Annotated in this window: 22 protein-coding genes; 14 read left to right on the plus strand and 8 right to left on the minus strand. The window is 53.7% G+C overall.

Annotated features, from left to right (window positions below; translation table 11 throughout):
* Positions 1-195: 195 nt before the first annotated feature.
* Positions 196-807 carry a YceI family protein gene (locus tag J3P34_RS07215; RefSeq protein ID WP_210487488.1) on the minus strand — a complete coding sequence of 204 codons (612 nt, stop codon included), beginning with the start codon at positions 805-807 and terminating at the stop codon, positions 196-198.
* Between the two features lie 157 nt (positions 808-964).
* Complete coding sequence (locus tag J3P34_RS07220; RefSeq protein ID WP_210487490.1) at positions 965-3,667, minus strand: hypothetical protein; 2,703 nt, start codon at positions 3,665-3,667, stop codon at positions 965-967.
* Between the two features lie 231 nt (positions 3,668-3,898).
* Between J3P34_RS07220 and dtd the strand changes: the two genes are divergently transcribed.
* From dtd to J3P34_RS07235, 3 genes are all read left to right on the plus strand, one after another.
* Positions 3,899-4,351: a D-aminoacyl-tRNA deacylase gene (gene dtd, locus J3P34_RS07225; RefSeq protein ID WP_210487492.1), complete on the plus strand. Its 453-nt coding sequence runs from the start codon at positions 3,899-3,901 to the stop codon at positions 4,349-4,351.
* Positions 4,352-4,477: 126 nt separating this feature from the next.
* A complete protein-coding gene (locus J3P34_RS07230; RefSeq protein ID WP_207435594.1) occupies positions 4,478-4,804 on the plus strand; it encodes a nucleotide pyrophosphohydrolase in 327 nt (108 codons plus the stop codon).
* Positions 4,805-5,090: 286 nt separating this feature from the next.
* Positions 5,091-5,840 (plus strand): DUF2490 domain-containing protein, encoded by a 750-nt coding sequence (locus J3P34_RS07235; protein WP_210487494.1) that lies wholly within the window; start codon positions 5,091-5,093, stop codon positions 5,838-5,840.
* 108 nt (positions 5,841-5,948) lie between these two features.
* Here the strand turns inward: J3P34_RS07235 and J3P34_RS07240 are convergent, their stop codons facing one another.
* From J3P34_RS07240 to J3P34_RS07250, 3 genes are all read right to left on the minus strand, one after another.
* Complete coding sequence (locus J3P34_RS07240) at positions 5,949-6,662, minus strand: 2-phosphosulfolactate phosphatase (protein ID WP_210487496.1); 714 nt, start codon at positions 6,660-6,662, stop codon at positions 5,949-5,951.
* Positions 6,663-6,834: 172 nt separating this feature from the next.
* Positions 6,835-7,929: a glycine cleavage system aminomethyltransferase GcvT gene (gene gcvT, locus J3P34_RS07245; protein ID WP_210487498.1), complete on the minus strand. Its 1,095-nt coding sequence runs from the start codon at positions 7,927-7,929 to the stop codon at positions 6,835-6,837.
* Positions 7,930-7,954: 25 nt separating this feature from the next.
* Complete coding sequence (locus tag J3P34_RS07250; RefSeq protein ID WP_210487500.1) at positions 7,955-8,281, minus strand: hypothetical protein; 327 nt, start codon at positions 8,279-8,281, stop codon at positions 7,955-7,957.
* Between the two features lie 135 nt (positions 8,282-8,416).
* Here J3P34_RS07250 and J3P34_RS07255 point away from each other — a divergent pair, with 135 nt between their 5' ends.
* Together J3P34_RS07255 and J3P34_RS07260 are read left to right on the plus strand one after the other, a co-directional pair.
* Positions 8,417-9,910, plus strand: a complete 1,494-nt coding sequence (locus J3P34_RS07255) for a sensor histidine kinase (RefSeq protein ID WP_210487502.1) — start codon at positions 8,417-8,419, stop codon at positions 9,908-9,910.
* 43 nt (positions 9,911-9,953) lie between these two features.
* Positions 9,954-10,397, plus strand: coding sequence for a response regulator (locus tag J3P34_RS07260; protein WP_210487505.1), 444 nt, complete (start codon positions 9,954-9,956; stop codon positions 10,395-10,397).
* A gap of 458 nt (positions 10,398-10,855) precedes the next feature.
* Here the strand turns inward: J3P34_RS07260 and J3P34_RS07265 are convergent, their stop codons facing one another.
* Positions 10,856-11,467 (minus strand): ribonuclease HII, encoded by a 612-nt coding sequence (locus J3P34_RS07265; RefSeq protein WP_210487507.1) that lies wholly within the window; start codon positions 11,465-11,467, stop codon positions 10,856-10,858.
* Between the two features lie 182 nt (positions 11,468-11,649).
* Here J3P34_RS07265 and J3P34_RS07270 point away from each other — a divergent pair, with 182 nt between their 5' ends.
* The 4 genes from J3P34_RS07270 to J3P34_RS07285 all read left to right on the plus strand — a co-directional run bounded on the left by J3P34_RS07270 (position 11,650) and on the right by J3P34_RS07285 (position 16,118).
* Positions 11,650-11,961 carry a DUF485 domain-containing protein gene (locus J3P34_RS07270; RefSeq protein ID WP_210487509.1) on the plus strand — a complete coding sequence of 104 codons (312 nt, stop codon included), beginning with the start codon at positions 11,650-11,652 and terminating at the stop codon, positions 11,959-11,961.
* Positions 11,962-11,995: 34 nt separating this feature from the next.
* The gene (locus J3P34_RS07275; protein WP_210463720.1) at positions 11,996-13,570 is read left to right on the plus strand and encodes a sodium:solute symporter family transporter; all 1,575 of its coding nucleotides are present in this window, start codon (positions 11,996-11,998) and stop codon (positions 13,568-13,570) included.
* Positions 13,571-13,779: 209 nt separating this feature from the next.
* On the plus strand, positions 13,780-15,678 hold the full coding sequence (acs, locus tag J3P34_RS07280; RefSeq protein ID WP_210487511.1) for an acetate--CoA ligase: 1,899 nt from the start codon (positions 13,780-13,782) through the stop codon (positions 15,676-15,678).
* Between the two features lie 176 nt (positions 15,679-15,854).
* A complete protein-coding gene (locus tag J3P34_RS07285) occupies positions 15,855-16,118 on the plus strand; it encodes a GNAT family N-acetyltransferase (RefSeq protein WP_210487513.1) in 264 nt (87 codons plus the stop codon).
* Positions 16,119-16,304: 186 nt separating this feature from the next.
* Here the strand turns inward: J3P34_RS07285 and J3P34_RS07290 are convergent, their stop codons facing one another.
* Positions 16,305-16,601 carry a LysM peptidoglycan-binding domain-containing protein gene (locus J3P34_RS07290; RefSeq protein ID WP_210487515.1) on the minus strand — a complete coding sequence of 99 codons (297 nt, stop codon included), beginning with the start codon at positions 16,599-16,601 and terminating at the stop codon, positions 16,305-16,307.
* A gap of 185 nt (positions 16,602-16,786) precedes the next feature.
* Between J3P34_RS07290 and J3P34_RS07295 the strand changes: the two genes are divergently transcribed.
* The 4 genes from J3P34_RS07295 (at position 16,787) to J3P34_RS07310 (ending at position 19,712) form a co-directional block, all read left to right on the plus strand.
* Positions 16,787-17,212 carry a lipocalin family protein gene (locus J3P34_RS07295; protein ID WP_210487517.1) on the plus strand — a complete coding sequence of 142 codons (426 nt, stop codon included), beginning with the start codon at positions 16,787-16,789 and terminating at the stop codon, positions 17,210-17,212.
* A gap of 160 nt (positions 17,213-17,372) precedes the next feature.
* Positions 17,373-18,155, plus strand: coding sequence for a class I SAM-dependent methyltransferase (locus J3P34_RS07300; protein WP_210487519.1), 783 nt, complete (start codon positions 17,373-17,375; stop codon positions 18,153-18,155).
* A 9-nt stretch (positions 18,156-18,164) separates the two neighbouring features.
* Positions 18,165-19,046: a UbiA family prenyltransferase gene (locus tag J3P34_RS07305; protein WP_210487521.1), complete on the plus strand. Its 882-nt coding sequence runs from the start codon at positions 18,165-18,167 to the stop codon at positions 19,044-19,046.
* A 60-nt stretch (positions 19,047-19,106) separates the two neighbouring features.
* Entirely contained in the window at positions 19,107-19,712 is a 606-nt protein-coding gene (locus J3P34_RS07310) for a hypothetical protein (protein WP_210487523.1), read from the plus strand.
* Positions 19,713-19,943: 231 nt separating this feature from the next.
* On the opposite strand, the gene rho is transcribed toward J3P34_RS07310, so the two are convergent.
* Positions 19,944-21,929: a transcription termination factor Rho gene (gene rho / locus J3P34_RS07315; protein WP_210487524.1), complete on the minus strand. Its 1,986-nt coding sequence runs from the start codon at positions 21,927-21,929 to the stop codon at positions 19,944-19,946.
* Between the two features lie 278 nt (positions 21,930-22,207).
* Here rho and serS point away from each other — a divergent pair, with 278 nt between their 5' ends.
* Positions 22,208-23,485, plus strand: coding sequence for a serine--tRNA ligase (gene serS, locus J3P34_RS07320; RefSeq protein ID WP_210487525.1), 1,278 nt, complete (start codon positions 22,208-22,210; stop codon positions 23,483-23,485).
* Positions 23,486-23,960 lie beyond the last annotated feature (475 nt).

The raw sequence follows: 23,960 nt of genomic DNA on the forward strand, positions 1-23,960 counted from the left end.
ATAGGTTTACTATCATCAAAAGAACAGTTACTACCTTGTTTTGGTTTTCAGAAGAAAAAACAGTTTGACGGAGAAATAAAGAAAAGGCCCTGAAAACGAGGAGAGCCCAATCAATGCCTTGGGCTGAAATGAAAAATGCCCCGTGGGGAGCTTTCGCTCTTCCACGGGGCAAACAATCATGAAAAACGGGTAAGCTTATTTCTTGGCTACTAAGTCTTTCTGAGCAACTAAATCAACGTTCAGTTCAAATTCGTTGCTGATGGCTTTGTCGCCCAGGTTGTCAAAGAAAGAACCTGAACCGTATTTGATGTCATATTTGGTTCTGTCTACTTTGATGTTGGCTTTGGCTTTGATCTGGTTACCGGCATGAGCGATAGTAGCCGGGAATTGAATTGGGTTTTTGATGCCTTTGATGGTCAAATCACCATTCACCAGGTACTGGCCTTTGGTTTTAGTAGGGGTTACTTTAGTGATCACCAGGGTAGCCTTTGGATGTTTGGCAGTACCGAAGAAGTCATCAGACTTCAGGTGACCTACCAGGTTACCGTTCATCTTGGCATCGGTGATGTCAGTACAGGTGATGGAGTTCATGTCAATGGTGAACGTGCCACCATAGATGTTTTTTCCATCACTGTTCAGAGTACCTTCGGCTACGTTGATCGCGCCAGAGTGCTCACCGGTTACTTTGGTGCCTCTCCAGTTCACTTTAGACTGGTTGGTTACCACTTTGTAATTAACGCCTTTACCAGCGAAGGCAAATGTTACTAACGCTACCAGCGCCAATACTACTGTGTTTCTCAGTTTCATTTCTTTTTGACTTAGTGTTTAAGTGCTGCAAATGTATAGACAATTAATGTATATACATACAATTTAGTTCAAAATATTTTCATCTTTTTTCATTTCCGGGCCGATAACGGAAAAACGGCCCGGAAACAGAAAGCAGAAAAAATGAAGGAGCAGGAATTTAGCGGCCCTGCACCACCGTTTTCTGCAGCAGTTTGTTGTAGGTAGAGAAGATGATGTACTGGTTCTGCACCTCGTTGTAGCGCACCGTTACCGGATAGCTGGTATTGATGGGGTCATTGCCCAGCGGCTGTGCCTGCACATCAAACAAGTACGCTTTGCGTGGCCCGGTTTCCCAGATCACGTACAGCTTGCGGTCTCCCCCGAAATGGAAATACTGCACCTCTTTGGCCGAGGACGTCACGAAGCGGCGGTCCAGCAAGAGTTTCCCGTCCTGCCCAAACAAGGCCACGCGGCCCGGGTCTGAGCGGGCAATGATAAACGACTTCCCTCCTTCTTCGGGTATCATTTTGAACGTGCTGCTCCTACTGGGGCGCAGGAGCTGTTCGCGCCGGGTTACCTCGCCGGTCAAGTCAAAGGTGATGATCTCGCCGCCCTGCGTTACCGTGGTGAAGAGCGACCGCCGGAAAGAGATGCCCAGTTTAGGGAATAGCCCCGAGCGCAGACTCCCGTTCAGGTTGATGGGGAACCCCGGATAAGGCTCGCCCTGCGTCCCAAAGGCGTAGATGAAGCCGTTTTCCAGCGCCACCATAATCACGTTGCGGCCGTTCACCTTCACGTGCTGCGGCGGCGCAGCCAGGCGGCCGTCCAGGCGCATGGGGTTCCAACCAGACTGGAGGTTGCCCTGCATGTCCAGGATGAAGAGGTTGCCCAGGTTATCATCCGCAGCGAGGCGGTAATCTCCGGTTTTGTCGTAGTCAAACACGGTGAGGCGCTGCAACCTGATGGAGTCTCCTAGAATGAAGGGGAAGTTCTCCTCTTCGGTGCCGTTTTTGTCAATACAGTGCAGGCTGTTAGCAGTGGCGAAGAAATACTTCAGGCGCTTGTCCTGGCCGTAGGGCAGTTGGAGCACCGGCCCCATAATGCGGGAGTTGAGCGTATCGCTCCAGTTGCGGCGGCCGCGGTCTGCGCCCACGCCGTACAGCACCAGAGCCGAGTCCTGCACCACAATCTCGCTGCTGTTGTCTACCACAAACCGCGTGAGGAACGGCGTGGAAATAAGGCGGCTGTTGAAGTCAAAGGTCTCTTCCTGCCTGATGCCCTGGTTAGCCAAAACGGTCTTCACCCTTGACTCTTCCTGGTGGCGCAAGAGGAAACTGGTGTAGTACTGGTTATCAGAAGCGCCGAACTGCAGACTGAAATAGTTGAATTTCTTGATGATAGCGCTATTACGGAGCAGACTCACCTGCTGCTCGGGGCTCATGGAGCGCAAAAGCAGGTTCCAGGCGTGGCTCGTGTTAATGAACAACCCAATGTTGTCTGCCTGCTGCGACTGGTTGAGCAAAGGCTCCAGCGCCGCCGATTTGCTCCAGACCTTCCCCTCCTCTACCTCGCTGAGCAGCGCGCGCATGGTGGCCACGTCATCGGTGAAGAGGATGTAGTTCTGCAGGGTGGTGTAATAGGTCTGCTCAAAGCCCTTGAACAGGTCCCCAAACAATTGCTGCGGCAGTTCTTTGGCGGTGAGTAACCTGATGGTGTGCTGGCCGTGCTTTTCCACGGTACCGGCGGTCTGGCCCGGCTGCAGACGGTTGAGCATCTGCTGGGTCACACCCGGGTTGGCCGTCTGCGCGAACAGGATTTTCTCAGGGCTGGTCTTGGTATCGTAGGCTTCCAGGTAACAAAGCCCCAGCTCCCCGGAAAAAGACCCGGAAAGCGAGTCCAGGAAGGAGCCTTCCGGCTTGCCGGGTTCTTTCCGGAGGGTGTTCATCTGGTTCAGACCCAGGTGCAGCACAATAGCCGCCCGCTCTGGTAGTACCTCCTTTAGGCTGAATTTCTTGGCCTCATGGCCTTGGATGCGACTGTACAAAGAACCTTCCACGGTTTCGGGGCGCGAGAAGCCGTTCATGAACAGCCGGTTGTTGTCCAGTTTCAACTGCAGCATGCTGTTGCGGCAAAGGCTGCTGAGCAGGTTCACATCAGCGAGGAGGTCTTTCTTGAGGAAAACGCCCAACAGATCAGGCACGTGCTGGTAGTTGATGAAGACGTTGGCGTAGACATCGGGCTGGCTCAGGTAGTTGGTGTTCTTGTAGTCCTTGGCCGGCGACTCCAGTTGCCCGCGGTTGATCTTTCTAATGATCTCCTCCACTAGTACCGGGCTGGGACTGATGACCAGGTTATTATGGTAGCTGAAATAAGAGAGATTGTCGTTGTCGTTCTGGTGAATGATGTCAGTGATCTGGAAACCCTGGTACTCCCTCATCTCCTGCCGGTACAAACCAGACTTGGACATGTTCTCCACCAACGTACGGATGTAGCGGTGTTGGGCCACGGTGCTCACCGGCACGTAATAAACAAGGTCATACTCAGTGCGGCCCATCACGTGCATGGACACCAACACATTCTTATTGGTGAGGAAATTACGTAGTGGCGAGCGGCCGGTAGAAAGACTGTCCAGTTGGGTCAACTGATCGTCTAGGCGCAGCACGTAGGGCATCTGGGAAACCGTGGCCCACAGGTCTGTCTGCCGCAAATGATCCAGGAACCGGGGGGCGTTGTTCGTTTCCACCACAAAAACGGCATTGTCGGGTACCAGCGTCCAGAGGCTCACCTTTTCGCGTGCCTCCGTCCATTTTGAGTACCCATAGAAGCCCAGCGCCAACAGCACCACCACACCGCACAGCCAGTAAATCGTCTTTTTCGGCATCCTTGAAGGGTTAGGAACACAAAAATAATGGAAAAACGTCCGCTTCAGCTTTCTATTCTTATAAAATGAAGAATGTGCGCTTGAGCGCGATGGCTGCGGGTTTTCTTTTTAACTTGCCCCTTTTAGGAATGAGTGAAGGAGTGATTGCGAGAAGGAGTGAATGTTTTTTTAGCCCCTTTTCCTTAAAACCTTGTGAAACCAACCAGTTGTCCTTCCTCTTAATTACTGATTATGCGCGTAGTAATTCAGCGGGTGTCTGAGGCATCCGTCACCATTGAAGGAAACAAGAACGGCCACATTGCCCAGGGCCTGCTGGTGCTGGCTGGCTTCACCAATTCAGACACCCCCGAGGACCTGTCCTGGACCGCCAAGAAGATTGTGCAGCTCCGGATTTTCTCTGATGCCGAGGACAAGATGAACCTGAGCGTGCAGGAAGTAGACGGCGGCATTTTACTTATCAGCCAATTCACGCTGTATGCCCTCACCAAGAAAGGCAACCGCCCCTCCTACATCAACGCCGCCCCGCCTGCCGTGGCCATCCCGCTGTACGAGCAGTTCCACCAGGTACTCGAAAAAGAACTAGGCAAAGAAGTCCCCACCGGCATCTTCGGCGCCGACATGAAAGTGGCCCTGGTCAACGACGGACCCGTGACTATTACCATAGACTCGCAGAACCGGGAGTAAGTAGACTGTTTGTTGTTTATTGTTGATTGTTTTTGGGCCTTCATTTTCAACCTGATTTCCAGAAAATAGCCTCACAACAATCTTCATCAACTCCTCAGCACATTCCCAAATTAGCACATTAAAAACATGACCTTAGAAGAAGCACAACAAGCGGTAGACACCTGGATCAAAGACGTAGGCGTGCGGTATTTCTCCGAGTTGACGAACCTGGCCATCCTCACTGAGGAAGTGGGCGAGGTGGCCCGCATCATCGCGCGGCGCTACGGCGACCAGTCGTTCAAGAAAAGCGATGAGGACGTGGACCTGGGCGCGGAGATGGCCGATGTGCTGTTCGTGCTCATCGCGCTGGCGAACCAGACGGGCGTGAACCTCACTGAGGCCTTTGCCAAAGGCATGGAGAAACGCACCTCCCGCGACAAAGACCGGCACCAGAACAACCCTAAACTGCGGTAGAAACTACTAAAAGAAAGGAAACCTGGTTCAAGTCTGATTTTGTAGAATCGGCTTTGAAACGGGTTTGTGGCATAGAAGGCCAATCCGCATTTTAAAGGCTATTTCCTCTTCCCAATTTCTTCCAGTATTGGGCTGTCTCTTTGACCTGACTTTGCAAGGTCCTTGAGATAACCTTTAACTGAAAGAAACTATGTTTAGAACCTCCACTCCTTCCAACACATCCCCTAGTTCCTATTGCCGTGTCTCGGCACGTTTTACCTATCTCCGCCGGGGATTATCAGCGATTTTGTTTATTCTTTTCATCAACTCGGCGCAGGCCCAGATTTCGCCGCCGGGCGTAGGTTCCACCAAGGGCGTCAGTTGGGGGGCCATTGGGTTGACGCAGCATCTGAGAACGCGGTGGGTGTCCAGTACCTATGTTGGGATGGCCAGGGAAAGCGACCCAGATAATTGGGCCTTGTTCAAGAAGCAGGGATTGCTGGTGCTGAACGAGGAAATCGGCTATGGCCTAACCTCTCACTGGCAGCTCTCGGTGGCGGGAAGTTTCAGGCGGCAGAATGAGTATTCTGCGGAGGCTCCTTTTGAATTGGAGAATCCGGCCCATAAGAAGGAAGTACGCTTTTACAGCCGGCTCCAATACAAACACCATCTGAGGCAGGTGGCCATGACCTACACCTTCCGGCCGGAGTGGCGCACGTTTTATCAGTCTTCTGATACGCCCCTCTCCACCCCTGAGGAAATCAGGATCAGGCTGAAGGCGCAGGCCAGTATTCCCCTGAACCAGGCCCACAGCAATTTCCTGATCGGGGGAAACGAGGTCCTGACGGTGACAGATAAAACCCAGGAGAACACCTGGTCAACTTACCATTTCACCGAGGACCGCTTATCCCTGTATTTCCGGCATGTGTTCGCACATTCGCCGCTCATTGTGGACCTGGGTCTGATGGAGCAGTTTAAGCCACATGGACACAAAACCTCCTATCTAGCCTTTGATTTGCAGTTGCAAGATCCCTTCGGGAAGCATGCTGCGCATTAAGACTGGCGTTTTCCACTCAAATAAAAATGCCTTGTCTCTGTTTTCGGGCCGATTTCCAGAAACAGGCCCGAAAACAAAGACAAGGCACAAGAGCGATTTTCTTGGTGATTACGCCAGTTCAGCGGGCACCAGGAAATCACCTTTCAACACGGGCACTACGGTGTAGACGTCTTCCTGCAGGCAGAACTCGGTGTCTTTGAGGATGTCCAGGCGTTTCATGCGCTGCACGTGCGAGGCATTGGCCAAGAAGCCCATCATGTCTGGTTTGGCGGTAGTGTAGAGGTGCCAGGCGGCCTGGGTGGCATCGTGGTCAAAGGTGAATTCGCCTTGCAGACGATCGGCTAGGGCGCCGGCAAACAGGGTATCTTCCAGGTTGAAAATACCTTTCCATCCGGCGCAGACTACGACCACGTCTTTTCCGGCTCTGCGCACGTAGTCGGCGATGGCGCCCACGTTGAGGAAAGCCCCGGCCAGCACTTCATCGGCGGAGCTGGACAGGCGCATGGCTTTGGTGCCGTTGGTAGTGGTGATGGCCAGGAAACGGCCGGTGCGGTCTTCCTCCAGGTAATGGAAGGGAGAATTGCCCAGATCAAATCCATCGGCTTTGAGGCCTTCGCGCTCGGCGGCCACCAGATAGCCTTGGTCGCGGTAAGCTAAACAAGCCTCCAGTTCGCTCACGGGCGTAATGTGGGCGACGCCGTGCGACAGCGCAGTCACCATGCTGGAAGTGGCCCGCAGCACATCCACTACTACGGCAATCTTGCCGGTTAAATTATACAGGTGCAACAGCTCGGGGCTGAAACAGACATCTAAAGAAGGCATGGGAAAAGAGTTCTGAGTCTTGAGTTCTGAGTCCTGAGTCTTTAAAAAATTTGGCGTTTAGGAGCTGTTCTTGGAAAAACAGCCGCTAAACGCCAAAGGAAGGTTCTGGGTCTTGAGCCTAAAACATCAATTGACTCAGGACTCATGACTCAAGACTCAGAACTTTCAGAACTTACAGAGTTGGTTTGTAGAAAGGTAGTTTCACCACCTGGGCTTTGAGCTGCTTGTTACGCACTTTGATGAAGATTTCGCTGCCGGGGGCGGTGAACTCATTCTGAACGTAGCCCAGGCCCACGCCTTTGCCCAACGACGGCGACATAGTGCCTGAGGTCACCTCGCCGATGGTGGCGCCCTCGGCGTTCACGATCTCGTAGTGGCTGCGCGGAATGCCCTGCTCCATCATCTCAAAGCCTATAAGCTTGCGGCTCACGCCTTGTTCTTTCTGGATTTTGAGGTTCTGCGCGTTGGTGAAGTCTTTGTTGAATTTGGTGATCCAGCCCAGGCCGGCTTCCAGCGGCGAGGTAGAATCGGTGATGTCGTTGCCGTAGAGGCAGTAGCCCATCTCCAGGCGCAGGGTATCGCGGGCCCCCAAACCAATCGGCTTGATACCGAACTCGGCGCCGGCTTCCATGATCTTCTGGAAAACCTCTTTGGCGCTCTCGTTGGGCACGTAGATCTCAAATCCGCCGGCGCCGGTGTAACCCGTGGCCGAGATGATCACGTCGGGTTGTCCGGCGAAGGTGCCTTTGTCAAAGGTGTAGTACACCATGTTCTTCAGGTCTACCGGGGTGAGGCTTTGCAGTGCGTCAGCGGCTTTGGGGCCCTGCACCGCGAACAGAGACATCTCATCGGAGATATTCTTCAGCTCGGCGCCGTTGGTGTTGAATTGATTGATCCAGTTCCAGTCTTTCTCAATGTTGGAGGCGTTTACCACCAGCATGTATTCCTCGGGGGCCAGGCAGTACACGAGCAAATCGTCCACAATGCCGCCTTCCTGGTTGGGCAGGCAGGAATACTGAATTTTGCCTGGCGTCAGTTTGGAGGCATCGTTGGTGGTCACGCGCTGGATCAGGTCCAGGGCCTGGGGACCAGAAACCAGGAACTCGCCCATGTGCGACACGTCAAAGATCCCCACAGCCTTGCGCACGGTGTGGTGCTCTTCCAGGTCAGAGCTGTAACGAACCGGCATGTTGTAACCCGCAAAGGGCACCATCTTGGCGCCCAGGGCCTCGTGCACATCATTCAGGGCAATTTTCTTTAATTCCATGTATGGGTTGTTTAGGAAGAATCGGTTAAGGAAAGGCAAAAGTATAAAAATAAAGGCGGGTTTCTAAACCAAGCCGCCGCCTTTGCCTTTGCAACAGCAACCCCAGGATGGTACCGCTTCTGGCCTGATTTGCTGAAAACAAGGCCAAAACAGAAAGCAATTTCTTTTCATACTTATAGTACTTTCCCTGATCGTACAAAACCCGGTATACTTGTAGCCGTATTGCTTCTTTATTCAGTAACCCTGTTCCAGGTTCACCGGTGTCATTACCCATAACTTTTATGCCATCAGGTTCTGGTTGGCAGCAATTATCAAGATGACTCAGATAGTTGGGCAGGGTAGATTGAACCATACACCCAGGTTTCTTTGAGAGGGTAAGTACCGCAAAAAATCTACTTTTGTACAGCCGGCATTCCAGCAGAGGAAGGCGCGGCTGTTTCTGTATTTATCTTGGGAGGTGGTCTCCATCTCTCCTAGCACACATTACATGAATCTAACAACCAAGCTCTTCGCCGGCTTCGTTCTAATCTCCTTTCTCTTCACCACGGTGGCCATTGTCAATTACCGCCTTTCTGAGGATGTGATTTCCAACTCGGCCTTCGTGTCAGACTCCCAGAACATCACCCGTACGTCGGCCTCGCTGCAGAGAAGCATCATTGACATGGAGACCGGTATGCGTGGCTATCTGCTTACCGGCAACCGCACCTTCCTGGATCCTTATTTCTCGGCGGCGGCCCTTATCCCCGGCCAGTTTGACCTGCTCAAAAAACTGATGAAGGACAACCCAGATCAGCTGAAAAGAGTGAAGGAGATTGAAGACCTGCACCGGAAATGGCGCGATGAATTTGCCGTGCTGCTGATTGAGGAGAAAGACAAGGAAAACAAAACCTCGGACCTCTACCGCGGCATTCAGAAACTGGAACACGGCTTTCTAGTGCTCAACGAGGAAGGGAAACGCATCACTGACCAGATGCGGATTTATTTCAAGGACTTTAACAGCATTGAGTACAAGGTGCGCGAAGCCCGCAATGCCCGCCTGGCTGAAAGTATCGCGGATACGCGCCGGATCTCCACCACTTTGACGGTGATCTCGGTGATGCTGGGCTTGGTCTGGGCCTACTATATTACCCGCCTTATCTCGCGCCGGATTTTAAAGATGGTGAACCTAGCCGACCGGATCTCGCACGGCGAATACAAAACCCAGATTGAGGACGATGCCAATGACGAACTCACCCGCCTCTCTGAGTCCCTGAACCGGATGGCCTCTACCATTGACAACACCTTCACGGAGCTGGACAGCAAAAACAAGGAACTGGATCAGTTTGCCTACGTGGTATCCCATGACTTGAAAGCCCCTTTGCGCGGCATAGAGAACGCCTCGCGCTGGGTGGAGGAAGACATGGGCAAGGAACTTCCCTCCCACATCCAGGAGTACCTTTTGATGATGCGCGTGCGGGTGCACCGCATGGAAAACCTCATCAACGGTATTCTGGCGCTGGCCCGCATTGGGCGGTCCCACCTGGAGGAAGGCATGGTAGATGTGCAGGCGCTGCTGTTTGAGGTCATTGACATGCTTAACCCACCCCAAGGCTTTAAGGTGCATTTACCAGAAAGGCTACCGGTGGTGCAGGGCGCCAAGGTGGAACTGCAGCAGGTATTCTCCAACCTGCTCAGCAATGCCATCAAGTACCACCACCAGGAACACGGCAACGTGACCGTCACGCACCAGCAGTTGGAAGATGCCCATGAGTTCTCGGTGATTGACGATGGCCCCGGCATTGAGGAAGAGTACCACGACCGCATATTTGTGCTGTTCCAGACCTTACAGGAGCGTGATGCCGTGGAAAGTACCGGCGTGGGTCTGGCCATCGTAAAAAAGATCATTGAGCGGCGCGGAGGTACCATTAAGGTCACATCTACTCTGGGGAAAGGGTCGGCTTTTACCTTCACCTGGCCTACCCGCGTTTTGGAGGAAGCCTGATTACCCTTATATTTGAAGAATTACCAATACCAAAAGAGTAACTATGAGTGAATTGCAACCAAGTATTTTGTTAGTGGAAGACGATTACCTTGATGCCATGAGCGTGGAGCGTGAATTGCGGAAAATCAAGGTAATGGTGCCGCTACACAAAGCCAAGAACGGACGCGAGGCCCTGGCCTTGCTACGGGGGGAGCCTGGTACACCTAAGTTAAACCCATTGCCCAACCTTATTCTGCTGGACATCAACATGCCTAAGATGAACGGGATTGAGTTTCTGGAAGAGCTCCGCAACGATCCGTACCTCTCAGACATGAGCGTGTTCATCATGACCACTTCCAACGAAGACTCAGACCGGTTTGCCGCCCAGAACCTGCGCGTGAACGGTTACATTGTAAAACCCCTCACCTTTGACACCTTCAACGACGGCGCCTCCAGCCTGGACAGCTTCAGCCTTTTCCTGGATTTACTCAAACTGAAACCCCAATAACCTTTTTTATCCCCCGGAAAAGCCGCGGGGCGTTTGGGAGCCGTTTCCTCAGAAACGGCTCCCAAACGCCCCGCGGCTTTTTTTATATACTGCTCCCGAGGTTCCTCTTAGAAGTGAACACTTAAGGTCTTAGCATCCATAATGTCTTTGGAATGTCTCTGGTTCAAGTTTTCAACTTGGACCTATTATGGGCTGAAGTTTGCACCTTCAGTGAGGCTGAAAGCCTCACTGTGGCTTTGCTGAGGATTTAGCAGTAAGTTTCGCGGCAGAAGGAACCTACCTCTACCCCTCATCTTCTTTTGTAGCCTATTGCAGTTCTATCTGGCAAAAAAGAAATAATTTATTTCCTGATTTTTCCTGAGGCTGTCGCCTCACTGAAGTTGCAAACTTCAGCCCAAGGTAGGTCCAAGTTGATAACTTGAACCAGAGTTATAGGAGAATCTACAGGATAGTAGACCTTACAGGATTTCCTCTAATATGGAAACTTCTGCATCGGGCAGCAGCTTGAAGGAAAGGCGGTGGTGCGGCGTGGTACCATGTTCCCTGATGGCGTTTCTGTGCGCTTTGGTAGGATAACCGGCGTTCTGTTCCCATTTGTATTGCGGGTACGTGGCGGCTAACGCGCACATGAGGTCATCTCGGTGGGTTTTGGCCAGGATAGAGGCCGCCGCGATGTTGTAGAACCGGCTGTCGCCTTTGACCATGCAGGCGTGCGGCACTTCCTTGTAAGGGTTGAACCGATTTCCGTCCACCAGCAGATACTCCGGCGCAATGTTCAGCAGATCGGTGGCGCGGTGCATGGCCAGGAAAGAGGCGTTCAGGATGTTGATCTCGTCTATCTCCTGCGGACTCACCTCGGCCACGGCCCAGTAAATGGCTTCGCGGCAGATCTCCTCCCGCAGTTGTTCCCGCTGTTTGGCCGTGAGCAATTTTGAGTCGGTGAGCAAAGGGTGGGAATAATCCAGCGGCAGCACCACGGCCCCGGCCACCACGGGTCCGGCCAGGCAGCCGCGCCCGGCTTCATCCAGGCCTACCTCCAGCAATTTACCGCTATGATTTGCAATCAGCATTTTAAGACGTTTTTATCAATTCTCAATACAAAACAGGCAAAGGAGGCAAATAATTCGCGGAATGTATAGCTCCTTTTAGATATATCTCATTAAATTAAGCGGTCTAATACATGGGAAGTCTCTGGCTAACATGCGTTCAAGGCTTCTTTTCCCAGCCCTCACCAACCCAAACAAACATGCAAATGATGACTCCTGAAACCCAGCACCCGCACGAGATACTGGAAAGCCCCGATTTCAAAAAACTAGTCAAGAAACGCTGGTCGGTCTCGCTGGTGCTCACCTTTACCATGCTGCTGGTGTACTTCGGGTTTCTGCTCACCGTGGCGTTCAACAAAGAGGTGCTGGCCACCAGAATCGGGGAGTATACCACCTTGGCTATTCCCATCGGGCTGGGCATTATCCTGTTTGCCTGGGTGCTCACGGGCGTCTATGTCTTCTGGGCCAACAGCGACTATGATACCTCGGTGCAGAACCTGAAAGACAAAATCCAATAGCCGTCCCAACCCCAAACTGACACTCAAAAGCACCATGTCCTCCTCACTTCTGCTACTGTTACAGGCCCCCAGCACCTCCACGCTAGGCACGGCCAACCCAGTTTCCATTGCCATGTTCTTCCTGTTCGTGGCGGTGACGCTTTATATCACCTATTGGGCCGCTAAGAAAACCAAAACCGGCTCTGAGTTCTACGCCGCGGGCCGCAACATCTCGGGTTTCCAGAACGGTCTGGCCCTGGCCGGTGATTACATGAGCGCCGCCTCTTTCCTGGGCATTGCCGGCATGGTGGCCACTAAAGGCTACGACGGCCTCATCTACTCCATCGGGTTTCTGGTGGGCTGGCCGCTCATCATGTTCCTGATTGCCGAGCCGCTGCGTAACCTGGGCAAGTACACCTTCGCTGATGTGGTGGCTTTCCGGCTTCGGCAGCGTCCCATCCGCATCGTTTCTTCCGTAGGTTCGCTCCTGACCATTGCCTTTTACCTCATTGCCCAGATGGTGGGCGCCGGCGGATTGATCAAAACGCTTTTCGGGCTGGATTATGAGATTGCCGTGGTAGTGGTGGGCTGCGTGATGACGCTGTACGTGTTGTTTGGTGGTATGATTGCCACTACCTGGGTGCAGATCATCAAGGCGGTGTTGCTGTTAAGCGGTGCCACCGTGCTGGTATTGCTGTCGCTGGCCAAATTCGGGTTCAGCCCGGCTAATTTGCTGGAAAGTGTGAGCACACAGTACGGCCAGGAAATGCTGGCGCCGGGCGGCTACATCACCAATCCGTTTGATGCGCTTTCGCTGGGCTTGGCATTAATGCTGGGCACCGCTGGACTACCGCACATTCTCATGCGTTTCTACACCGTGCCCGATGCCAAAGCCGCCCGTAAATCGGTGTTCGTGGCGACGGGGTTCATCGGGTATTTCTATTTGTTGACCTTTTTGATAGGCTTCTCGGCGATGGCGTTGGTGGGCAAGCCCGCCATAGAGGGCATAGACAAAGGCGGCAACATGGCGGCCCTGCTTTTAGCGGAACAAACCGGCGGAACGGCTTTCCTGGGCTTCATTGCAGCAGTGGCTTTCGCGACCATTCTGGCCGTGGTGGCAGGATTGACGTTATCCGGGGCATCCAGCATCTCGCATGACCTGTACGTGCACGTGTTCAAACACGGCGTCTCTGATGAGAAGGGCGAGATGAAAGTGGCCCGGCGCGCTACAGTGGCCTTGGGAATTCTGTCTATTGTGTTAGGCCTGGTATTCAAAGGACAGAACGTGGCGTTCATGGTGGGTCTGGCGTTCTCCATCGCGGCCAGCGCCAACTTCCCGGCCTTGCTCATGTCCATCATCTGGAAACGGTTCACCACCAAAGGCGCTGTCTGGAGCATCGCCACGGGCGCCATCCTTTCTCTTGTGCTGATCGTGCTGAGCCCCACCATCATGGTAGACATCATGGGTTATGACGAGGCGATTTTCCCTTTGAAGAACCCGGCGCTGGTGTCTATGTCCGGCGCTTTCCTGATGGGGATTATTGTTTCCCTGCTTCAGCCGGAGGAATCTGCCGCGCTCAAGTTTGAGTCGGAGAAGCTCAGGACGTACCTGGGCGTGGGCGCTGAATAGTTTATCTCTTACTCCTGGCGTTTTAAGGCTGGTTTCCTGAAAACGGCCTCAAAACGTATGGCTGGCCATTTTCAGGCGCACCGCTGCTTTGGCGCTGTTTTTCATAAAACGGGCCTAAAACACCTGCTTCTGACCACAAAGGGAGGCTTTTCTTGGCTCCCTCGGCAGAAATTCTAACTTTAAGACCTCAAACCGAACGACACAAACAAATGGATTACCGCATAAAATCTTTTGAAGAGTACCAGGAAACTTACCGGAAAAGCGTGGAGCAGCCCGAGGAGTTCTGGGCCGGCATTGCCGAGAATTTTACCTGGCGCAAAAAGTGGGACAAAGTACTGGACTGGAATTTTGAGGAGCCCAACGTGAAGTGGTTTGTGAACGGCAAACTCAACATCACCGAGAACTGCCTGGACCGCCACTTGGAGAAAAGAGGCAATAAACTGGCCCTCATCTGGGAGCCCAATGACCCTAAGGAGCGCTACATCCGGTTCACTTACCGCGAGCTGCACGAGAAGGTCTGCCAGATGGCCAACATCCTCAAGCGCAACGGCGTGCAGAAAGGCGACCGCGTCTGCATCTACATGCCCATGATTCCCGAGCTGGCCTTCAGCGTGCTGGCCTGCGCCCGCATCGGGGCAGTGCATTCGGTGATCTTCGCGGGCTTCTCGCACACCGCCATGGCCGACCGCATCAACGATGCCCAGGCCAAAGTGGTACTCACGTCTGATGGATTGAACCGCGGCCCCAAGCAGATCCCCGTGAAACGCGTGGTAGACGAGGCTTTGGAAACCTGCCCCAGCGTACAGAAAGTGGTGGTGGTGGACAGGGTTGGCTGGGCCGTAAACATGGTAGAAGGCCGCGATGTGTGGTACCACGAGGAACTGCAGCACGTAGACAAAACCTGCCCCGCCGAGGAAATGGACGCCGAAGACATGCTCTTCATCCTCTACACCTCCGGCTCTACCGGCCAACCCAAAGGCGTGGTGCACACCATAGGAGGCTACATGGTCTACACCGATTATACCTTCCGGAACGTGTTCCAGTACGACGAGAGCGACATCTACTGGTGCACCGCGGACATCGGCTGGATTACGGGTCACTCCTATCTGTTGTATGGTCCGCTTTTGTCCGGTGCCACCACACTGATGTTCGAGGGCGTGCCTTCGTTCCCGGATCCGGGCCGTTTCTGGCAGGTGATTGACAAATTCGGGGTGAACATTTTCTATACCGCGCCTACCGCCATCCGCTCGCTCATGGCCGCTGGCCTGGACCACGTACTTTCTTACAGCCTGGATTCCCTAAGGGTGCTGGGATCGGTGGGGGAACCTATCAACGAGGAAGCCTGGCACTGGTATCACATCCACGTGGGCAAAGAGCGCTGTCCGGTGGTAGACACCTGGTGGCAAACCGAGACGGCTGGCATCATGCTCTCGTCGCTGGCCGGCGTGACGCCCATGAAACCGAGCCACGCGGGCTTTCCTATGCCGGGCGTGCAGCCTTTGCTGCTGGACCAGCACGGCGAGGAGATCACCGAGAACGAGGTGGAAGGCTACCTCTGCATGAAATTCCCGTGGCCCGGCATCATCAGAACCACCTACGGCGACCACGAACGCTGCCGCCAAAGCTATTTCAGTGCCTACAAGGGCCTCTATTTCACCGGCGACGGCGCTAAGCGTGATGCCAACGGCCTCTGGCGCATCATTGGGCGAGTAGATGACGTGATCAACGTATCGGGGCACCGTTTCGGCACCGCCGAGATTGAGAACGCCATCAACCAGAACAGGCACATTGTGGAGAGCGCCGTGGTGGGCTACCCGCACGACGTGAAAGGACAGGGCATTTACGCGTTTGTGGTGTGCGGCGAGGAAGCGCCAACCAGTCCGGAGCACCTCCGCGCCGAGGTCATTGAAACGGTGGTGGAACAGATAGGCAAAATCGCGAAGCCAGACAAGATCCAGATCGTGAGCGGCCTGCCCAAAACCCGGTCTGGCAAGATCATGCGCCGCATCCTCAGGAAAGTGGCCGAGGGCGATACCTCCAACTTAGGTGATACCAGCACGTTGCTGGACCCACCGGTGGTAGACGAGATTATCCAGGGGGCTTTATAGCCCCCTTTTTTATGTCCGCCGCTTTAGGTCTGTTTTATGAAAATCGGCTTGAAAACAAATACGCTACAGCGTTGTTTCCGAGGGAAAGCATATAGCCTCAACCTTTTACCCGGGGATGGGGTAATGAAAAGGGGCTTTGCTGTAGAGCCCTTGCTTGAAAACTAACAAGAGAAACCATGAGCTTAGATATCCAACACGATAAAGAAGGCCAGCAATTCACCGCTCTGCTGGAAAAAGAAGACATTGGGGAGTTGGCCTATGCCCTTCCCGATGCTGAGACCATTGACTTCCAGCACACCTACATTGAGGAAGAACATAGGAATAAAGGCTACGCCGATAAACTCATCAAGCACGGCATTGACTACGCGGTGTCCAAAGGCCTGCAGGTTCGCGCCTCCTGTCCGGCGGTGGCCAAATACCTGGAAAGGAATCCGCTGTAATTTCCACGCTGCCGCCGTTTACTTTGGCGGCCCTGCATATACACCATTTGGTACAAACAGAAACGGCAAGCGCAAGGCTTGCCGTTTCTGTTTGTGGCCTGTTTTACCTGAAACAGCCCGTAAATGAAAAAGAGCCTGTGCCGGGGCACAGACTCTTCTCTCTACAAACAAACCTTAGATCTTTGCTCAGGATTTAGGTATTTTCAAGGTCCAGCCCACGTCAATGAGGTTAGGGTCTTTGATCTTATCTAAGTTAGCCTGGTGTATTTTATGCCACTGGGAAGCATCGCCGTAGAAGTTCTTGGCGATTTTTGAGAGAGAGTCCCCGCTTTTCACCGTGTAGGTATCAAATGCAGGTTGGGCAGCCGCAGCAGGTTGTGCAGCGGCAGGGGCCGCCGGAGCAACTGGCCGGGCAGCAGGCTGAGCAACTGGCTTTTGTACCGGCTTCTCCTCCCCTTTTTTAAGAAAATCAAACAGTCCCATAGTTGTATTTTTCGATTTGTGGTCAGATTCTATTTACGGTATCCAACTGGTATACAGGCTAATTCTTACGGACCATATTTAGATTGGTTTGTTTATTTTCATAGAACTGTGTACAAAAACGCACGTATGAAAAACGTGTTTGCCCCACGGCAAATACGTATAACCCTGAACCTAAACTTAAAACTATGAAAATGACAATCACTTCTTCGGCTACCCGCCTGTTCACTCTGGTTTGCCTGGTCTGGCTTAGCGCTTTCTCCTTTAGCTGTAACAAAAAGGAGGCCGAAGGCGGCAACTCTCAGATGATCTCGGGCACCACCAGCAAAATCTGGAAAGCCAGCAAAGAAACCACCGCCTCCGGCGATAAAGACAAACTCACCTCCGCTGAGAAACAGGAGCAGATCCAGTTCTTCGCCAACGGCAACTTCACCCAGACCTCAGAAAGCCAGTCGGCGAACGGTACCTGGACCTACAGCGCGCCTAACAAGACCCTGAGCCTGACTTACGCCAACAACAACGTAAGCGAGAACTTCACTGTGGCTGAGCTGGACGACGATGACATGAAACTCCAGGCCCCCGATGGCTCCACGCTTACCTTGAAAGCTGAATAAAGCTTTTCGGTTTATAGTTCCTGCCCGCCCAAATGCGTTTGGGCGGGCTCTTTTTTGCCTCTTGGTAAGCCAAAGCCTGGGAATTCTCTAAGCTGATTTGCGCCCCAATTTTCAAAAACGTATCATTAACGCAAGAACCCAGACGCCAACGCTGCCCTACATGAAATTCCGCCTGCACCTGTTTGAACTGGAAGACCAAAGCTGGTTTCCGCATGTGGTACGCCAGGGCATGATGGACGTGCTGCGGTTCATGATCACGGCGCTTGGCATCTACAAACCCGTGGTGCCGCTGCTGCGAAAAGCCCTAGCCCACACTGGGCAAACCCAACTGGTGGACCTGTGCTCTGGCGCGGGCGGCGGCATCCAACAAGTCTGGGAGGAACTGGAGAAGCAAGCCGGGCAGCGGTTCACCATCACCCTCACCGACAAATACCCCAACCTGGAGGCCTACGCCTTTCTGGCGGCCCAAACCGATGGCGGCCTGCGCTTTGAGCCGCAGCCGGTAGACGCCACTGCCGTTCCCGCCTCATTGGCAGGTTTCCGGACGGTTTTCTCGGCTTTCCACCATTTCAGGCCTGAAACAGCCAGGGCTATTCTAGCGGATGCAGTGCGGCAGAACCAGGGAATTGGCGTATTTGAGGGAGCGGGCAAGCGCTGGCATGAGATGCTGCTAGTTTGGTTTGTGTTTCCCTGGGCCATTCTGCTCTTTACGCCCTTTATCCGGCCATTTACCTGGCGCCGCCTTTTCTTCACCTACATCATCCCGTTGATTCCGCTGGGCACCATCTGGGACGGCACGGTTTCTTTGCTGCGCCTGTACACGCCGGCACACCTGGAGAAGATGGTGGCCTCCATCCACGCGCCACACTATACCTGGCACATCGGGAGGGCCCGGCACTGGAGTGGCACCGGCGTCTTGTATTTAGTTGGCTATCCATCGTAAACTACCCGTATGAACTCCTCCTGGTCCGATGCCTGGCGTCTCCTCCGCATCCCGTTTTCTTTGTTCCTGATGCCTATTTTCTGGTTCGCGCTGAGCGCCGTGCCGGAGGTGTCTGCAATACGGGCGGTGGCCGTCTTCCTTATCCTGCACCTGTTGGTATATCCGGCCAGCAACGGCTACAATTCCTACTATGACCGGGATGAGGGCAGCATCGGCGGCCTGAAACACCCGCCTAAAGTCACGCAGACGCTGTACTGGCTCGTGCTGATCTTCGATGCGCTGGCGGTAGCCTTCTCCGCGCTGCTTTCCTGGCTTTTTGCCGCCATGGTGCTTGTGTACCTATTGGTGTCTAAAGCCTATAGTTATGAAGGTATCCGGCTCAAAAAATATCCAATCCTAAGCACGCTAGTGGTAGTGGTTTTCCAAGGGGCCTTTACGTTTGCCATGGTGCAGGTAGGCAGCGGCGTAGCTGATGAACAGATTTTAAGCACAAACAATCTGCTGCTGGCGCTGGTTAGCTCCCTGTTTCTTTGCGGCTCTTACCCCCTCACGCAAGTGTACCAGCACGAGGAAGACGCCTGCCGTGGCGATGAGACCCTGAGTCTGAAACTGGGTTTGTGGGGCACTTTCATCTTTGCGGCCGTCAGCCTGCTAGTGGCCTCGGGGGTGCTCTTCTACACGTATTGGCGCCGTGAGGAAACCTGGCACATTCTGTTTTTCCTCTTGGGCACGGGACCGGTATTGATGGTTTTCAGCCGGTGGCTATGGCAAGTGAGGCAGAACCCCGCGGCGGCCAACTTTGAGAACACCATGCGCATGAACAAAGTATCTTCTCTGTGCATGAGCTTCTCTTTCTTCATTATTTTGCTCTGGCAGCTCTGGCGAGGCTAAATGAAGGGAACTATGGCCTGCGCGGCACGTACATCGTTTTTAGGCCAAATCTCTGAAATCATGCTGAAAATCTATTGGGTAGCGGTACTGGCCTTTATGTTCAGTTGCCAATCTTCACCATCAGAAGAAACTGCCACTTCCACCTCAACTGGCCCTTCCGGCACCCCTGCAAAGAAATCCGCCACCAGCGATTCCGCGCAACCGGTGCAACATATTGTACAGCGCACCCATCCGTTCTCTTCTCCAGAGAAGCCAGACTACTTCCGACTGGCCCTGCACGGCAACTCCATCGCCAAAGGCGAAGTGGAATTCACCATCACTACCCAAGACGGCACCACCATTTACGAGGAGAATTTCCCCGCAGCCGATCTGGAGGCCAGCATGGTCTATGAAATGGAAAACTCCTCTGCCACCCAGGCCGAGCGCGAGGACTACATCATCAAACGCATGGAAGGCTTTGTAGAAAACGCTGACTTCGTGGAGCCCGCCATAGCGCCCAATGCTCCGGTACAAGCCTCTTTTGTGAACGAAACCACCTGGAAACGCATCCAGGCCAACCCCAAAGCCATCGGGTTTAAGTACATGCTGGGCAAAGAAGACGGCCGCCTGCTGGTCTATGACTCCGCCCAGAAGAAAGCCGTGCGTTACGGCAGTTTCGGTGGGTAAGCCGGAGGGTTGTTGACCACCCCGCCCGGCGGGCACCCCTCCTGAGTCAGGAGGGGAGTTTCTGGATGCCTGCGCTATACCTTTTGCTCAAAAGACCTCGCGGCGTCCGGAGGTCCTGCGAGCGTCTGCGCCATTAGCTGTTTTAAGGCCCATTTCTCTGAAAACACTTAAAAACAGGAAGGCCCCGCAGAGAAATCTGCGGGGCCTTCCTGTTATAAAATATGCTTAAGCCTAGCTGTTCATGGAGATCAGGAACTCGTCGTTGTCTTTGGTGCCTTTCATGCGGTCTTTCAGGAACTCCATGGCCTCCACGGAATTCATGTCTGACATAAACTTGCGCAGGATCCAAACACGGCTGAGTTCGTCGCGGTCCATGAGCAGGTCCTCGCGGCGGGTACCGGAAGCCGGCACGTCGATGGCTGGGTACACCCGCTTGTTGGCAAGCTTGCGGTCCAGCTGGAGTTCCATGTTACCGGTTCCTTTGAATTCTTCAAAGATCACCTCGTCCATTTTAGAGCCGGTGTCAATCAAAGCGGTAGCGATGATGGTCAGTGAGCCGCCGTTCTCCACGTTACGGGCCGCCCCGAAGAAACGCTTAGGTTTGTGCAACGCGTTGGCATCCACCCCACCAGATAGGATTTTACCGGAAGACGGAACCACGGTGTTATAAGCCCGGGCCAGACGAGTGATGGAATCCAGTAGAATAACCACATCGTGTCCGCACTCTACCATGCGTTTGGCTTTGTCCAACACAATGCTGGAGATCTTCACGTGGCGCTCGGCCTGCTCGTCAAAGGTAGAGGCAATTACCTCGGCTTTCACGCTGCGGGCCATATCGGTTACCTCCTCTGGACGCTCGTCAATCAACAGGATCATCAAGTAAACCTCGGGGTGGTTCTCAGTGATGGCGTTCGCGATCTCCTTCAGCAATACCGTTTTACCGGTTTTCGGCTGCGCCACGATCAAACCACGCTGTCCTTTCCCGATGGGGGCGAACAGGTCCATGATACGGGTTGAGTACTGGCTGGAGCGGGTAGTCAGTTTTAAACGCTCTTCCGGGAAAAGAGGCGTTAAATGCTGGAACGGAATCCGGTCTCTGATTTCTTCGGTGGTACGGCCGTTCACGGAATCCACCTTCAGCAACGCGAAATACTTTTCGCCTTCTTTAGGGGCCCGTACGGTACCTTTCACGCTGTCACCGGTCTTCAGACCGAATAACTTGATCTGCGACGGAGACACGTAGATATCATCTGGGCTGGCCAGGTAGTGGTAGTGCGCTGAGCGCAGGAAACCATAACCATCCTGCATCAACTCCAGCACGCCTTCGTTGGCGATAACGCCGTCAAACTCGCGGTAATTGAGGTTATTGGCGTTGTTCTGCTGCGGCCGGTTCTGGTTTTGGTTCGGCTCGCGGCGGTTCTGCCAGTTAGGATTATTATTGTTGTTATTGTTGTCGCGGTTGTTGTTCTCGCGCGGCTCGCGGCTCACGTTCCCGTTCTCTCTAGGTTCGCGTTGCTCACGTGGTTCTCTGGCGGTATTTTCCCTTGGCTCGCGGGCCTGGAATTCTCTTGGCTCGCGCTGTTCTCTTTCCCGGGGCTCACGCGGCGCGTTGTTCTCTCTCCCTTCTCTTGGCTCTCTTTGTTCACGGGCATCGCGCGGCTGGAACTCACGGGGCTGCATACGGCTCTCACGCGGCTCAGGGCGGTTTTCCCTAGAGGCACTGTTCTCACGCGGATCGCGGTTCTCGCGGGGCTCTGGGCGCGCGGCTGGCTCGCGAGTCTCTTCCCGCAGGGTGTTAGGCGTGCGCACACGCTCTTCCCGGGCCGTGGCCGGTGCGCGCTCTGCTCTGGCCGGACGCTCAGGGGCGGTTCTGGCCGGGCGGCGGGCAGGTGCTGGGGCAGGTGCTTCTTCAACCGCAGCTAAAACCGGGGTCTCTGCCGCAGGGGCAGGCGTTGGGGCGGGCGCGTCGGCTACCAGGGCCTCAGGGGCAGCAGCTTCTGCTACGGCCACCGGGGCATCGGTGAGTTCGTCTGCCTTGCGCGAAGATTTTTTATATTTTTTGGGGAGATTCTCAAGGGGGGTAACGGCTTGCTGATCCAGGATTTTATAGATCAGATCTTGCTTGCTGAGCTTCTTGAAGTTCGTGACGCCGAGGTTCTCAGCAATTTCTTTGAGTTCTGAAAGAAGAGAATCTTTCAACTCGTCAATGTTGTACATAAATTGAATTAATTAGCTATTCGGTTTAAATGCATAGCAGTTGCAGAGCGCAACGGGCAGACGGATAAAAACAGGAAAAAACTTGGTGTGTAAGGTAATGAAGAACCCGGATGACGGTCGTTCAGAAAATGTACTGCAATGTTAGACAGCCTTGTTCTATTTTACAAGCAGTACGAGAAAATTAATATATAAAGTTACACAAATTTTCATAAAAAAGTGCCCTTTGCCGCAGCCTATCCAAAATATTCTATTTTTGCGTACAGATAACCAGACGCACCATGTTACAGATACCCGTTTTACGCGAGCAAACCGATCTTGTTCTTGCTGGCTTGCAGAAAAGAAACTATCCAAATGCCGCCCAGGAAGTGCAGGCTTTGCTGGACCTGGACCAGAAACGCCGGTCCCTGCAAACCGAGCGCGATGAGCTCCTGGGCCGCGCCAATGCCCTGGCCAAAGAAATTGGCGGTCTTATGAAAAGCGGCCAGAAGGAACAGGCCGAAGCCCTCAAAACCGAAACCGCCGACCTGAAACTGCGCACCAAGTCTCTGGACGAGGAAGTACAGAACCTGGAGCAGGCCCTGCAGCAGGCGCTTTATAAACTGCCCAACATCCCGCACAGCAGCGTGCCCGCCGGTCGTTCTGCCGAGGACAATGAGGTGGTGTTGGAACATGGTACTATCCCAACTTTGCCCCAGAACGCTCAGCCGCACTGGGACCTGATCAAGCAGTATGACATTATTGACTTTGAATTGGGTATTAAGATTACCGGAGCCGGTTTCCCGGTATACAAAGGCCAGGGAGCCCGTCTGCAGCGTGCGCTCATCAATTTCTTCTTAGATGAAGCCCTCAAAGCCGGCTACACCGAGGTACAGCCTCCTATTGTGGTGAACGAAGCCTCGGGCTACGGCACCGGCCAACTTCCTGATAAAGAAGGCCAGATGTACCACGCCACCGCCGACAATCTCTACCTGATCCCCACCGCCGAGGTGCCCATCACCAACCTGTACCGCGATGAGATCATTCCTGAAGGCAAGCTGCCCATCAAGAACGTGGGCTACACGCCTTGCTTCCGCCGCGAGGCCGGTTCCTGGGGCGCCGATGTACGCGGCCTCAACCGCCTGCACCAGTTTGACAAAGTGGAGATCGTGCAGATTCAGGCACCGGAAAAATCCTACCAGGCGCTGGAGGAGATGAGCCAGTACATCCAGGGTCTGCTGCAGAAATTGGAACTGCCTTACCGCGTGCTCCGTCTATGCGGCGGCGACATGGGCTTCACCTCTGCCCTCACCTATGACATGGAAGTGTATTCCGCTGCCCAGGGCCGCTGGCTGGAAGTAAGCTCTGTCTCCAACTTTGAAACCTACCAGGCCAACCGCCTGAAACTGCGCCAGCGCACCGAAGGCGGTAAACCTCAGCTGCTGCACACGTTGAATGGCAGCGCCCTGGCCCTGCCCCGCATTGTAGCTGCCCTGCTGGAGAACAACCAAACCCCAGAAGGAATCAGAATACCGAAAGCCTTGCAGGCTTTCACCGGATTTGAGATGATCACCAAATAAAGAAGTTCTTCCTGAGGATATTTCTTCTTGATTTTGAAAAGCGTTTCAGGCTTGTTTTAGGAAAAACAGGTTTGAAATGCTTTTTGATTTTATTGGGGTTTGAAAGGAGGCTTTTGCTGATGTTAGCAACGTGCATGGAAAGTGCAAGTGTTTGCAAAGTGCTCCTTATTCTTGTTGGTGTGACTTGATTTCGCGGCTTTTCCACTTAGCTTTTTGAGGCTGATTTTCTATTGCGTAGTCCGCTTTTGCTGGCGTAGCAGCGCTGTTTGCGTGGGTGCATAAGCTTGATTGTTGCATCGCTGGGCTCCGAGCGCTCACGGCCGCGAGGCCCCGCCTTCCGGCCTCGCGCTGCTGTTTTAGCCTTGGCCGGTTGGCCTGCCTGCGGCACCAGGTCTAAAACAAAGGCGCTCCACCGAAAGGCTGGGATTGGGAATATGGTAGGAACGCCTCAGACCTCGCAGCGTCCGGAGGTCCT

It is taken from the genome of Rufibacter aurantiacus, assembly GCF_017916345.1.
In the GTDB taxonomy this organism is placed as follows: Bacteria; Bacteroidota; Bacteroidia; order Cytophagales; family Hymenobacteraceae; genus Nibribacter; species Nibribacter roseolus.